Annotated in this window: 13 protein-coding genes and 2 pseudogenes; 8 read left to right on the top strand and 7 right to left on the bottom strand. The window is 58.7% G+C overall.

The genetic code is table 11. The annotated features are described in order from the left end of the window. Nucleotides 1-516: transposase (locus ACM43_RS01490; protein ID WP_271537629.1), on the top strand; the 516-nt coding region annotated here is incomplete at its 5' end. 259 nt (nt 517-775) lie between these two features. Next, nucleotides 776-1402 (top strand): gamma-glutamylcyclotransferase family protein, encoded by a 627-nt coding sequence (locus ACM43_RS01485; protein ID WP_225115039.1) that lies wholly within the window; start codon nt 776-778, stop codon nt 1400-1402. A gap of 200 nt (nt 1403-1602) precedes the next feature. Here the strand turns inward: ACM43_RS01485 and ACM43_RS01480 are convergent, their stop codons facing one another. Both ACM43_RS01480 and ACM43_RS01475 read right to left on the bottom strand, forming a co-directional pair. Next, nucleotides 1603-2157 carry an AidA/PixA family protein gene (locus ACM43_RS01480; RefSeq protein WP_063822499.1) on the bottom strand — a complete coding sequence of 185 codons (555 nt, stop codon included), beginning with the start codon at nt 2155-2157 and terminating at the stop codon, nt 1603-1605. A gap of 297 nt (nt 2158-2454) precedes the next feature. Continuing rightward, nucleotides 2455-2958, bottom strand: coding sequence for an inclusion body family protein (locus ACM43_RS01475; RefSeq protein WP_036032112.1), 504 nt, complete (start codon nt 2956-2958; stop codon nt 2455-2457). A gap of 922 nt (nt 2959-3880) precedes the next feature. Here ACM43_RS01475 and ACM43_RS38560 point away from each other — a divergent pair. Beyond that, nucleotides 3881-4327: pseudogene (locus ACM43_RS38560) on the top strand (HdeD family acid-resistance protein); the annotation flags it as partial. Nucleotides 4328-4463: 136 nt separating this feature from the next. Here ACM43_RS38560 and ACM43_RS38725 read toward each other — a convergent pair. The 5 genes and pseudogenes from ACM43_RS38725 to ACM43_RS01450 all read right to left on the bottom strand — a co-directional run. Next, nucleotides 4464-4838: an ATP-binding protein gene (locus ACM43_RS38725; RefSeq protein ID WP_420886591.1), complete on the bottom strand. Its 375-nt coding sequence runs from the start codon at nt 4836-4838 to the stop codon at nt 4464-4466. A gap of 6 nt (nt 4839-4844) precedes the next feature. Next, nucleotides 4845-5006, bottom strand: a complete 162-nt coding sequence (locus ACM43_RS38720; RefSeq protein ID WP_370137892.1) for a hypothetical protein — start codon at nt 5004-5006, stop codon at nt 4845-4847. Between the two features lie 453 nt (nt 5007-5459). Next, complete coding sequence (istA, locus tag ACM43_RS01460; RefSeq protein WP_081493115.1) at nt 5460-5975, bottom strand: IS21 family transposase; 516 nt, start codon at nt 5973-5975, stop codon at nt 5460-5462. 405 nt (nt 5976-6380) lie between these two features. Next, nucleotides 6381-6623 carry a hypothetical protein gene (locus ACM43_RS01455; protein WP_271537623.1) on the bottom strand — a complete coding sequence of 81 codons (243 nt, stop codon included), beginning with the start codon at nt 6621-6623 and terminating at the stop codon, nt 6381-6383. Nucleotides 6624-6961: 338 nt separating this feature from the next. After that, nucleotides 6962-7435: pseudogene (locus ACM43_RS01450) on the bottom strand (ATP-binding protein); the annotation flags it as partial. A 488-nt stretch (nt 7436-7923) separates the two neighbouring features. Here ACM43_RS01450 and ACM43_RS01445 point away from each other — a divergent pair. The 5 genes from ACM43_RS01445 (at nt 7924) to ACM43_RS01425 (ending at nt 10455) form a co-directional block, all read left to right on the top strand. Further along, nucleotides 7924-8061: a hypothetical protein gene (locus tag ACM43_RS01445; RefSeq protein ID WP_271537621.1), complete on the top strand. Its 138-nt coding sequence runs from the start codon at nt 7924-7926 to the stop codon at nt 8059-8061. A 320-nt stretch (nt 8062-8381) separates the two neighbouring features. Continuing rightward, nucleotides 8382-8642 carry a hypothetical protein gene (locus ACM43_RS01440; protein ID WP_141697797.1) on the top strand — a complete coding sequence of 87 codons (261 nt, stop codon included), beginning with the start codon at nt 8382-8384 and terminating at the stop codon, nt 8640-8642. Between the two features lie 423 nt (nt 8643-9065). Then, nucleotides 9066-9425, top strand: a complete 360-nt coding sequence (locus ACM43_RS01435; RefSeq protein ID WP_271537617.1) for an IS4/Tn5 family transposase DNA-binding protein — start codon at nt 9066-9068, stop codon at nt 9423-9425. 432 nt (nt 9426-9857) lie between these two features. Continuing rightward, nucleotides 9858-10049, top strand: a complete 192-nt coding sequence (locus ACM43_RS01430) for a hypothetical protein (RefSeq protein ID WP_225115037.1) — start codon at nt 9858-9860, stop codon at nt 10047-10049. 205 nt (nt 10050-10254) lie between these two features. Beyond that, nucleotides 10255-10455: a hypothetical protein gene (locus ACM43_RS01425; protein ID WP_225115036.1), complete on the top strand. Its 201-nt coding sequence runs from the start codon at nt 10255-10257 to the stop codon at nt 10453-10455. The last annotated feature ends 803 nt before the right edge of the window (nt 10456-11258 follow it).

The raw sequence follows: 11258 nt of genomic DNA, 5'->3' as shown, positions 1-11258 counted from the left end.
AAGGCACTGGATGAGGCCTTTCCCGGCACGCGGCACCAACGATGCTGGTGCCATAAAGTGAGCAACGTACTCGACAAGGTCGCCAAATCCGTGCAGGGCCCCATGACGAACGACCTGCGGAACATCTATCTGGCCCCACACCGGGCCGAAGCTGAAACCGCGATCGACGTCTTCGTCGAGAAATACCACGTCAAATACGAACGTGCGGTGGAGTGCCTGATCAAGGATCGCCACGCGCTGCTCGCCTTCTTCGACTTCACTGCTGAGCACTGGATCCACCTACGCAGCTCGAACCCGATCGAGAGCGTCTTCGCCACGGTGCGCCACCGAACGGTGGGGACCAAGGGATCGCTGTCGCAACAAACCGCGAAGCTGATGGTGTTCAAGCTCATCGACGCCGCATCGAAGACCTGGCGGCGATTGAAGAGCACGAACCAGTTGCCGAAAGTCATCGCCGGTGTAAAGTTCATCGACGGAATCGAAGTCATTCCGAACACTGAAAGCCACGCCGCCTGATCAGGCCGCGTCACCCAAAATCAGCCATAGCTCACTCGGCAATGTGGACCGACACACCGCCGCAGCGTGCGAACTTCCGCGCGTGGACGGAAATCATCTGCAACGAGCTTCTGCCGGGCGACACCAACAAAGAGCGTCGCGGGGCCGTTAAAAGCCCTCTGGAGACCGCATGGACGTTTTCCAACTGGCTAACGCATTCAAAGTCCGCCACCTGGCTTGATGCCGACATGGCGCATGTGATGTCCAGGTTGCCAGCGGAATGCTGTCCCGATCGATCATTCGTGCGTTGCGCGGTGTGCCTGAGGAATGCCCGAACTGCGGCTCGCCGCATCTCGAACCAGAACACGCTGAAAACGCTGCCGCACCCGGCGTACTCTGGGAACGACCGCGCTGCGCTGATTGTGGATGGACCGGCAGGCCCGTCCCAATCCTCGACCTGGAGGATGGACAGCCCATTATCACTCGCGAAGGCGAAAAGTCCGAAGAGCACAGCATCATGACGGTTCCGCTGCGCACGATCGTCAGGCCGGGCGATCCGCCGATCGAGCCGCTGAAGAAAGCAAAAACCGGGCCACCGGAGCCAGGCGTCTATCTTCCCTACGGGTCCAACATGTCGACCGCACGGCTGCGCAAGCGAATGCCGAGCTGCAAGCCGCTCGGCATTGCTACCTTGCCCGGGCATGCGCTTCGCTTCCATAAGCGCAGCAGGGACCTGTCTGGGAAGTGCAACGCATTTGCTAGTGGTAACAACAACACAGTGATCGGAGTCCTGTTCAGCTTCGATCCAGCCGAGCGCGCCAAGCTAGACGAGGCCGAAGGCGTCGGCGCTGGCTACGAGCACGAGATGGTCACGGTCATCAACGAGCAAGGTCGCTGCCGGCGATAAGGCTCGGCGCCGCCTCGAGTTAAGAGTCCGGAATTCCTTGCTGCGGCTGGCCTTCTCGATCACGGCCAGTACCCTCGTCGATACATGATATTTGAGCCGCTAAACGGGCCGAGCGACATCGCGAGAACTGGCTGTTCCAGGAGCTCTCACAGAACCCCCAGCCGGGTTCGGGATTGAACGACCGCGCTCGGAGCGGCCGACTACGGCACCTCCCTTAGACCCGAGATGTTGATCTGGAGACGCCATCGGAAGTATCCCAGCACCAAGCAGGCCTTGTTCAAGACCATGAAGTTCAGATCGCAAGCCGCCACCCCATCGGCCAGCACTTGGCTCTGCCAGAAATGGTCGTCGATGCTTTGGTTGCCCGGCTGCAACAAATTCTCGAAGTTGGGCGTCGCGACGGTCAAGGCTCGGCGCAGGACAAGCTCAAAGGGGGAAAGGACACCAGCGTGTTCCTGCGTGATCCCATCAAACACGACGATATGCTCTCCTCTCAAGGCCAGGGCACTTCCACGGATGCGCAGATGGACGCCAGGCGTGACGGTCAGATCGAGATGGCCGTCATTGCTCCCGAGTGGCCCGCCATCGCGCGCGGCCAGGACATAGAGATGCTCACTGTCGACGCGTACGGGCGCCTCGGGCGAGAGACTGGCATTCGGATACCGTGACAGTAGCGTCTCGGCGTCGACGATGATGAGAACGGCAACGTGAGACTCGGAGCGTTGGCTCTTGGTTGAGGGTCTGTCTTTGGCCATTGCTGTTTCCCTTCCTCCCGACCGTGGGATGCTCGGCAACCGCGGAGCTTGCCAAGTGCTTGGGCCGGCCGAACTGGATGGTGCTGACGGCGAATCGGTCTCATTCGAGAGCGACGCGAAAAAAGCGACAGCTGGTCGAGAAGGCCGATCTGCCAGGGACGACGGGTGAGGTCGGCACGCCTCCGGACCGCAAGCTCCGCACCTGCCATTTCATGCCACCCTCGGAGTCGAGGGTGGTTGGGATCATGGCCGTTGCCCCGCTGCGCGGTTCCTTCGACGCCTTGATGATCATCCGCATCAATTGTGGATGCTGATGAACGGATCCCACGAGAAGTATCCCAGCGCGCTGCAATTGCGATCGACGACCATGAAGTTGAAATGGTAGGTAACTCGTCCGATAGCCAAAGTTTCCGAGGACCAATAGTAATTGGCGATCGTCTGACATGTCGGCACGGACGGATTGCTAGGATTGGGATGCGCGAACGAGGCCTCCGCCTTCCGCGGGGTCGGCGTCGAGATCAGCTCGTTCCCTACGTTTCCGATGAAGCGGTAGAAGATCACTGACTTCTCGAACCCAAGGGAGAGGCTGGTCTCGCGCCAACGAATCAAATCCCCGACCTGGGCCTTCAGGTCGAGCTCGCCGCCCGCTTGCCCACTGATCACGTTGTCCTGATTTGTGATCATGTAGACATGGCGGAAATCAATGAGAGTGGGGCTGTCCGGTCTTTTGCTCGGATTCGAGTACTTCTGAAGAATGGATTCCGTATCAAAAGCAACAAGAACGTCTGTGACTCTGGACATGATGCTTCTCCATTGCAAAGAGGAATGTTCGGCTTTCGCCGAGCTCACCCCATCGCCGTAGACCATTGCGATGCCTGACAACGCCGTTCGTTGGATTACGCTGCTTCGACCGGTTCATCAGGAGTTGGTTGCGGCCGCCGAGTAGGCTTGAGCTTTCGTGAGCGGCCCATTCGCGTGATCATAGGATGATTTCTCCTCAGGCCGCGCGCATTGCAGGAGACCTGCATTTGCCGTGCCAAAGGAGAGGGAATCACTATCGAGGGCGTCGTCACTCCCCATCTCGGTTCTGGAGCGCTCAGCCATGGGAGTACTGTAACCAGTGGCTCCGAGGAGGATAATGTACCGGATGGATGACAGCTTTCGGCCTTCGTGTTTGTCCAACTCCGTCGTGTGGGCGCGCATACCACCCCCTCGAGAATGCGGTTAGGCCAATCGCCGCCACGCGCAAGATGTTCATGTTGTCGCGTTCATGCGCGTCGGACTTAAGACGTTTGGCGGCAAGCTGCCACAAACGGCCGCGATTTCACGATCGCGTCACGAAGAAGCTGGTTCGCTCTCGACGCGCGGCTCGCAAAACGTGGCACGCCAATTGCTCGGCCTACGACACCGCATCGCCGGGCTTAGTAATGTGGTCCTCCCGCGTCCTGGGATGCGGTCCAAGCCCGAAGAGAGGAGGTCACGATGCGGATGGCACCCAGCAGGCGAGCATATAGATTGATGGGCACACTGAGTCGGCTGCTCGCAACGGCCCGCAAGCTCAACCCTAATCGCAACAAAGCGATGGCTAGGCGCGCCATGCTGCGGCACAGCTTTGGCAACGGAGACCTCCATGACAAGTTCGTCTGATATCGTGCGGCTTTGAGCTGGTCCGGGCACCGCTTCGCTAACGAAGTGGGGTTGGGTTTTCGCCCTCGGCGTAGTTTATCTGATCACTGGCTTCGTGGCGCTTGGTAGCGTTGCGCTCGCGACGATGGCGAGTGTGGTGCTAGTTGGCGTGATGATGATCGTCGCCGGCGTTGCCGAAATGATCAATGCTTTCCAGGTTAAGACCTCGGGCAAGTTCTTGCTATGCGCTCTTTTGGGTGCGCTCTACATCGTCGCGGGGCTTGTGACGGCGGCAAGTTCAGATACCCATCCGGATGGGCGGGGACAGCACGCGAACTCTTATCAGAATCCTCGCCAAGCTCTGCCGGCCGATCTTGCGCAACAGCCGCTGCACGCGCTTGCGATTGACGGCATGGCCCTGGCGCGCAGCATCGCGGTCACCCGACGCGAGCCGAGGAATGGCCAACTCACGAACAGTTCATCGATCCGCAGCATCAGCGCCGAATCGTCATCGTCGTTGAGGGCGCGGCCGATAGACGCTTGAGCGAGCGACGCCGAGCAGCTGGCACTGCTGGGGCACCGACAGCTCTCCATGATTGCGGTCGACGAGCACGCGGCGATCCGGGGCGCTCATCTTCCGTAGCCCTTCGCTAAAAACTCCCGCTCGATGATCAACTGGCCTATCTTGGCGTGCAGCTTCTCAATCTCGCGCTCGTGCCCGGCTGCGCTGTCGCCGTTGCTCTCGAACGCCCGCGCTGCTTGATCCAGAAGCTGCTTCTTCTAGCGTAACTCTGGTCCGGGGGCAGTAGCGGCCGAAACGTTCCATCACGTTGCTCGGTGGGCATTTTCTTTTCGGTGATCAGCGGACAATCACTCCGCAATGCTTGGTCTGTCCTTGAATTTGCGTTGGCGATCCAACGTGACGCGGCCAGGTCACGGATCTGCTTCGGATCGATCGACGGCTGCGCCTCGAAGTCGAAGCCGGCAAGCTCCTTCACGGCCGGGAAGTGTGCGAGTTTCAGCGCCATCTCGATGCGGCGATGATCCTTCGCGATCTCGCGCTAGCACAGCAGGATCAGCGTCTCACGCGCCGACAGGTTCGCGCGCGCCGCCTCGTCGAGCAGGTTGTCGAGCTGGTCCCGGATGCCGGCGAGCTGCAATCGTGCCAGCATGGCGTCGAGCCGATCGATTGGTGCTTCGGTAGCCTTCTTTATGCGCGCCATCAGAAGCTCCCTCCGATCGCTGCTTCGTATTCGGCAAGAGGACGCAACAACGAGGGCAGTGGAGACGATGCCGGCACCGTCGCTGCCGCAATCTCCGGTCGGCAGACCGCGCCATTCTGCCCGGCAACACCGTCGAGGTGGGTGGTATCGACGATCCGCAGCCGGCGACCTTCCGATTGCTTGTGGACCGCAACCTCGCGCATGCCTTGGCGGATACGCACCTCGCCGGCCGCAACCGCACCGAGTAGCTGTTCGTATCGACCTCGACGGCTTCAACCTGTGTGTCTCGTCACGCGCGAAGCGGACGATCGGCGCCTCGCCGGTCGTGCCGTGGATACGCACGTTCGCCACCTCACGCTCCCACTCGGCGAGATGCGCCTCGAATGCCACCCAGCTCGCGAAGGAATGCCCCGCGATCGCATTCTTCTTCACGTAACCGACGCCATTCTCCGTCTAGCCCTTCGTGCGCGCCCGATACGGTGCGCAGGCGCTAGGACGGAAGCCCCAATGCTTCGCGAACGCGATGAGCTTGGCGTTAAACTGAACCGACCGGCTCACCGCGTCGTGGCGCACCACGAGCGCGCGTGGATTGTCCATCAGCACTTCCTCCGGCACGCCGCCGAAAGTCGTAAATGCGCTCTCGAGCCCACCGAACCAGTGCTCTTGCTTCTCGCCCCGGAACGCACGCACATGCAGCCGCCGCGAATGCCCGAGCGTCGCCACGAACACGAATGCTTTGACCTTCACCCCGCCGATCTCGACCAGACGCTCGCCGAAGTCGATCTGTAGCTGCCGGCCCGGGGGCGTCTCGAACCGCGTCGTCGCCAGCGCTTCCGCCTTGAGTGCCTGGCGATAGGGCTGCACGGCGCGTTGCAGCGTTCGCCGGCTGACTGCCACGCCTTCCTCGGTCAACAGGTCCTGGCGCACCACATTTGCATTGCCGCGATGCCGAATGAACCTCTCGCGCAGCCAACCTTCAAGGCCATCGAGCCGTTTCGGCGCTCAGGCGACCTGAACGGCTTCACCCCGCCCGCCGCAACGTAGTCCTTCACCACGGCACAATTTCACGCCTGTGAAGAACGCGCGGCGCAAGTGCATTGCATCGGGTATGCTACCCGCAAGCCACAAAGTCTGAACGACTCGAAGAACTTCGTAGTATATACAAAGAACTCTCAGGAGAGGAGGGCACCGCTGCGGAAGCGACTGATATCGCGCAACGTTCTCGCACGCTAAAGATTGATTTCGTACCGCTTGCCCGGCGGGCACGAGAAGTCTCCTCCTTCGCCACCAACTCCGGTTCGAAGCGCTGCCGGAGAACGCTGATATTTTGCAGAATGCGCTGATCATCTTCGGTTGCAGGTCACGTAAGATCTCTTATGCCCACTCGGCACCTTTACCCTGTAAAGTTCGAACGCCCTCGTCGATTCCCAGCAACGTGAGTGAGTCCGGCGGTTTGCGAACCGTTATGAACGGCTTCTTGGCTTCAATCTTGAGTATTTTCTGCGTGAGGAATGGGTTCGAACCTACGGTTTCGAGAATAAAAAGCGCCTTGACCGATCGTCCCCGGTCAAAAACCAGTCCGCCGCTCTGCTGCTGAATGGAAATCAGACTGACCACGGGTTCGAACCCGTCCTTCGGAGCAATCTTTTCCCGTTGTCGAATGCAATCCTTTTGCAGCGCGGCTCGTTGTATAGTAGATAAAATAACGCATAAGTGACACTGACTCGCGGCTCTAGAATCGAACTCGATCTTATGCGAATCAGAAGTCCACAGATCGTGCCAAGTTGGCTCAAGCATGCGAGAGGGTGCGACAAGCCATTTCGGCACGGATTTCTGCCGCTGAAAGCGAGTTGGATCTTTCTGAGATCTGGTTGACGGCCTAAAGCCCGAAGCCTGTCAAACGCCATCCGGAACTGCCCCCTTTGCGTCATGAAGAACTGCCCCCACGCTCGGGTTCATGATGTCGGGCCGTCAGCGGCGGGCGCCTTGATGAGGCCGCTCTTTCGCTTGACGCGGAGGCGGTAGCTGTCGCCGCGGATGGTCAGCACGTGGCTGTGGTGCAGGAGCCCGTCAAGGATCGCGGTGGCGACCACCGGATCTGCGAACACGGTGCCCCATTCGGCAACGCTGCGGTTCGACGTGATCAGCATGGCGCCGGTTTCGTAGCGGCGGCTGACCAGCTGGAAGAACAGATGCGCCGCGTCGGGCTCCAGCGGCAGGTAGCCGAGTTCGTCGACGATCAGCAGCTTTGGCTTCGCCAGCGCGAGCAGTTTCTCGTCCAGGCGCCGCTCGCGCGCCTTGGCGAGGCCAGCGACCAGCGTCGTCGCCGTGGTGAATCGCACCGTGTAACCGGCCAGGATCGCCTCTCGCCCGAGCGGGGTCGACAAGTGCGTCTTACCGACGCCCGGCGGCCCGAGCAGCAGCACGTGCACTTATCCGGAGGGAACTCTCAATCGCCGACCCAACGAACTTCGATCAGCTGCAGAACGGCTTCTTCAATGCACTTGCCACGGGGCTGGGCTACGAGACGACTTCGCCATTTCAGGTACTCCAACCCGCCCCACCCTCATCGGAGTTTCCGGTGCCGACAGCCGGTTGTGGGACTATCTCGATATCATTCCGCCAGCCACACTCAATATGAATGTCGGCTCGGAGCTGGCGGCAACAAGTTTTCAGTCGATTATCAGGGCGTACTTTCCGCGCTCCAGCCTGCTTCCGAGCGCTTCCAGGATACCGTGGATCCAGTCTGTTACAAGGCTTGGGCCGAGACACGCGACAAGCAAGAAGCAGGTCCAACCGGCACGATTTCCAAGTATGGCCTCTTGGTTGCGAGCTCTGCTCTGCTAAAGCACGCCAAGGCGCCATCGCGCTCAACCGAGACAACCTAGATCCGATCTTCGTGGCGATGAATAACGCCATGCCGTATAGACCCGGCACGGAGCCGATCACCTTCTCGATCGGCTATAGCGACATCGTCGAGCTGCTGCTAAAGGCCCCGTCGCGCAAGTTCAATGTCGCACAAGGAACGTGGAACACCGATGTCTCAAAATCTTGAATCAACGGCTCGTCCGGCGGCTTTTTCGGCCTTTGGGGAGGCAGCAGCTCATCCTCAAAGTTTAGCGAGAAGTTCGCTGCAAGCGGTGTTTCTCCCGACGCGTCACTCGCGAATGTGATGCCCGTCAGCCCACGCCCAGTATTCGGCGGCGCTAGGTCTTGCACATCACAACAAGAACGCCGCACCATGGGATTCGGGTTCAATAATCAACTGGGAACGCACATTCGGGCCTGAGGGCAACATGCAACCATTCACCACGACGCTGCTAATTGCCAATAAGATGGATGTACTCGTACAGTCATTCGTCACCTACAGCGAAGATGAGCAAGCAGACGTTCAGAACAATTCAAAAGCCGGGCTATGGCCTTTCTACAGTAGGGCGAATCGAGCGGGTCGTCGCCCTCGGCAAGCTTCGACAAGGACGGGCGATGACGATCATCATCACCAGCGACGACAAGATACCGATCGTGATCGGTGCTCTTGTCGAAGCCGCCGGAACCTATCTCGGCGCTGAGAGCGATGCGTCGGCTTTCCTCACGAAAGCGCTGTTCAGTGCCGAAGCTCGCGGTCGTAAGAAATGACATAGTGCGCCGGGTTGGGAGTCGCGTGATGCGACGCACTAAGCTTATTGTCGTTCGCCGAAGCTCATCCAAAGCGCCGCCTGCATTGGCGCCCGAGATCGTGGATGCGGTCGTCTGGAGGCAGACGTGTCAACGTCAGGCATCCTGAGCTGCCGCCGAATGGAGTAGCTGTGACAACATTCGTATTCTCCAAGCACGGTTCGTGCAGAATGAGCTTCGATCGTTCGGCCTGTTGAACTTCTCGCCAACACCTGCAGACTGGTATCTCTCTTCCGCACTCGGAATGGCCTATAATAATCCGGGTACGCTCCCCTGGGATCTTACGGTTACCCACTTTTTTGAGGTGCACTGAGCCGAGAAACTTGAGTCGCCAGAATCGCTTGCGATTCTTTGATGGGCACCTGATTCGAGAAGAGGTGCTCTATGGGACTGACTTCACGCGTCCGGGATGAGAAGGCGCATCGGGTGGCGTCTGACGCGTTGACTTGGTTTGACCGTGAAGCTGCGCTGTGCGAATTCCGGGACGCTCGACTTGGCGAGAGCTTTCGCATGCTGCTGCAGCAGATTGGTGGAGATATCGGACAGAGCATTCCGGTGGTTTGCCAAGACTGGGCGAATACCAAGGCGGCCCATCCTTTCTTCTCCAATGAACGAGTAAGCGAGGCCGACATCCTGTCTGGTCATCTTGAATCCACGCGGGAACTTATCGCGGCTGCGAAAGGGCCTGTCTTGTCCTGCATGATACGACCGAATTCACCTATCAAAGGGAGCGCCCGGATCTGATCGGGATCATTAAGCGTGTCCCCAGAAGGAACTCGCGAAGATTGGACGGAAAACCCGAAACGTACACGACATGCGGAATATTGATGCATTCGAGCCTTGCGGTGACCCTCGAGGGCTTCCCCGGGGGCTCAACGCCGTGAAGTGTGGACCAGAAAGAAATTCAAAGGGGTCGCCGCGCTTAGGCGCGAGGTCAACCCCGACACGGATCCCCATTGAAACCAAGGAGAGCATTCGGTGGCTGGAGAACCTCAAGCAATCCACGGACCTTTTCGAGGAGCCATCGCAGTGCATCCATATCGGTGATCGTGAGGCCGACATTTATGAATTGTTTTGTGCCGCCCAAGAGGTTGGAACGCATTTCTGGTAAGGACCTGTGTCAATCGCCTGGCAGGCGATGGCGATCATACCGTTGCAACGATAATGGACGAGGTCATGGTCAAAGGCCTCCACCGGATCGAAGTCCAGGATAGCAAGGGCAATCCAGACCAGGCTGTTCGTGAAATCCGGTATCGTAAAATCCGTATTTTGCCACCCATAGGCAAGCAGTCGCGGTATCCAGCTTTGACTTTGACAGTGATCCACGCTGATGAACGAGGAGCGCGCAAAGAACAGAAAGAAGATTGAATGGAAACTCCTGACATATCTTCCGGTGCAATCGAGCAGGGATGCGATCGAGAAACTCGATTGGTATTCCCTTCGATGAAAGATCGAGGTCTTCCACAAGATACTCAAATCCGGCTGTAGGGCAGAGGACTCGCAACTGCGGACTGCTCAGCGATTCACGAATTTGATCTCGGTATTCTGCATTGTGAGCTGGCGCATCTTTTGGATGACGATGCTCAATCGTTCAGCGCAAAATGCTTCACCGGAATTTGTGCTGACCAAAGCTGAAATCCAATTGCTTGATCGGCTCGTCGAAAACAAGACTCCAGTCAGCACCAACGAAAGACATTGTCGCATTATCTCATCAAGATCGCCAGGCTCGGCGGCTATCTCGCCCGCGCCAACGATCCGCCACCAGGGACTCTGATCATGTGGCGCGGATTATCGCGATTCATCGATCTCGCAACGGGAGCGAAACTTTCCCAAAAACTCTGCCCCAAAATGTGGGTAATCGTAAGCCCTGGGATGCCACCTCCCGGCTGGGATACGACTTTTGGCGCTGGGGGCACATTGCCGCGGTTCCTGTCGAGCCTCCTAATAGTTGTGGAAATGCGGATTCACTATAGCTCCGGGGCTACGTTCAGCGAGGTCGACAAAGCGGAGATTATCGCAAATCGGATGGGGACTCTGGCCCTACTATCTCGATGATACACACGCGGCCACAGTTGTCAGCTTCGATAATCAAGGGACGATGACTGTAAGAATCGAGAGTCAGAAGGATCGGCCAGTCGCGCTTTTCGCCTCGGTGCTTTCAGCGGCCGAATATCTAGGTGCAAGATAGGGACGAGCTGGGCGGCGACTTCACTCAACTGTTGCGGAACGGCTGTAAGCATCATGATCTAAGAACTCCCGTACTTGAACAGGGGGCGGCGGACGGATGGGCACACTTCGCAAATGCAGCCGCGATATTGCTCCTGATTTTCCAAGCTTCTGAAGCGCGTCGAACATTTTCCCCTCTTGGACGGCGTTTCAGTCGCCCATCCCCGCTACGCGCCCGGTTGCCGCATCTCTTCGTCAGACTGGAAGCACCGGACTCACAATGGGGGCCATGACCTTGCCCCCAAGTGTTATTCAATCCTGAGTTCGCTCCGGCTGTTGGATTTGCCCGGTTGGGTGGTGGCAGCGACGGGAGCTGGCGGCGGAGCTTTCGGCATAGCGCAGCGCCAGATC

Source organism: Bradyrhizobium sp. CCBAU 45321 (assembly GCF_028128975.1).
Lineage (GTDB): Bacteria > Pseudomonadota > Alphaproteobacteria > Rhizobiales > Xanthobacteraceae > Bradyrhizobium > Bradyrhizobium yuanmingense.
Note: the sequence above shows the minus strand (reverse complement) of the source record. Positions and strands in the feature narration are given on the sequence as shown.

Bases quoted from the DNA above. Each gene is read 5' to 3' on its own strand.
- ACM43_RS01485 (WP_225115039.1), top strand. From the start codon at position 776: ATGCTGTCCCGATCGATCATTCGTGCGTTGCGCGGTGTGCCTGAGGAA.
- ACM43_RS01480 (WP_063822499.1), bottom strand. From the start codon at position 2,157: ATGGCCAAAGACAGACCCTCAACCAAGAGCCAACGCTCCGAGTCTCAC.
- ACM43_RS01475 (WP_036032112.1), bottom strand. From the start codon at position 2,958: ATGTCCAGAGTCACAGACGTTCTTGTTGCTTTTGATACGGAATCCATT.
- ACM43_RS38720 (WP_370137892.1), bottom strand. From the start codon at position 5,006: ATGGCGCGCATAAAGAAGGCTACCGAAGCACCAATCGATCGGCTCGAC.
- ACM43_RS01445 (WP_271537621.1), top strand. From the start codon at position 7,924: ATGCCGTATAGACCCGGCACGGAGCCGATCACCTTCTCGATCGGCTAT.
- ACM43_RS01440 (WP_141697797.1), top strand. From the start codon at position 8,382: ATGAGCAAGCAGACGTTCAGAACAATTCAAAAGCCGGGCTATGGCCTT.
- ACM43_RS01435 (WP_271537617.1), top strand. From the start codon at position 9,066: ATGGGACTGACTTCACGCGTCCGGGATGAGAAGGCGCATCGGGTGGCG.
- ACM43_RS01430 (WP_225115037.1), top strand. From the start codon at position 9,858: ATGGTCAAAGGCCTCCACCGGATCGAAGTCCAGGATAGCAAGGGCAAT.
- ACM43_RS01425 (WP_225115036.1), top strand. From the start codon at position 10,255: ATGACGATGCTCAATCGTTCAGCGCAAAATGCTTCACCGGAATTTGTG.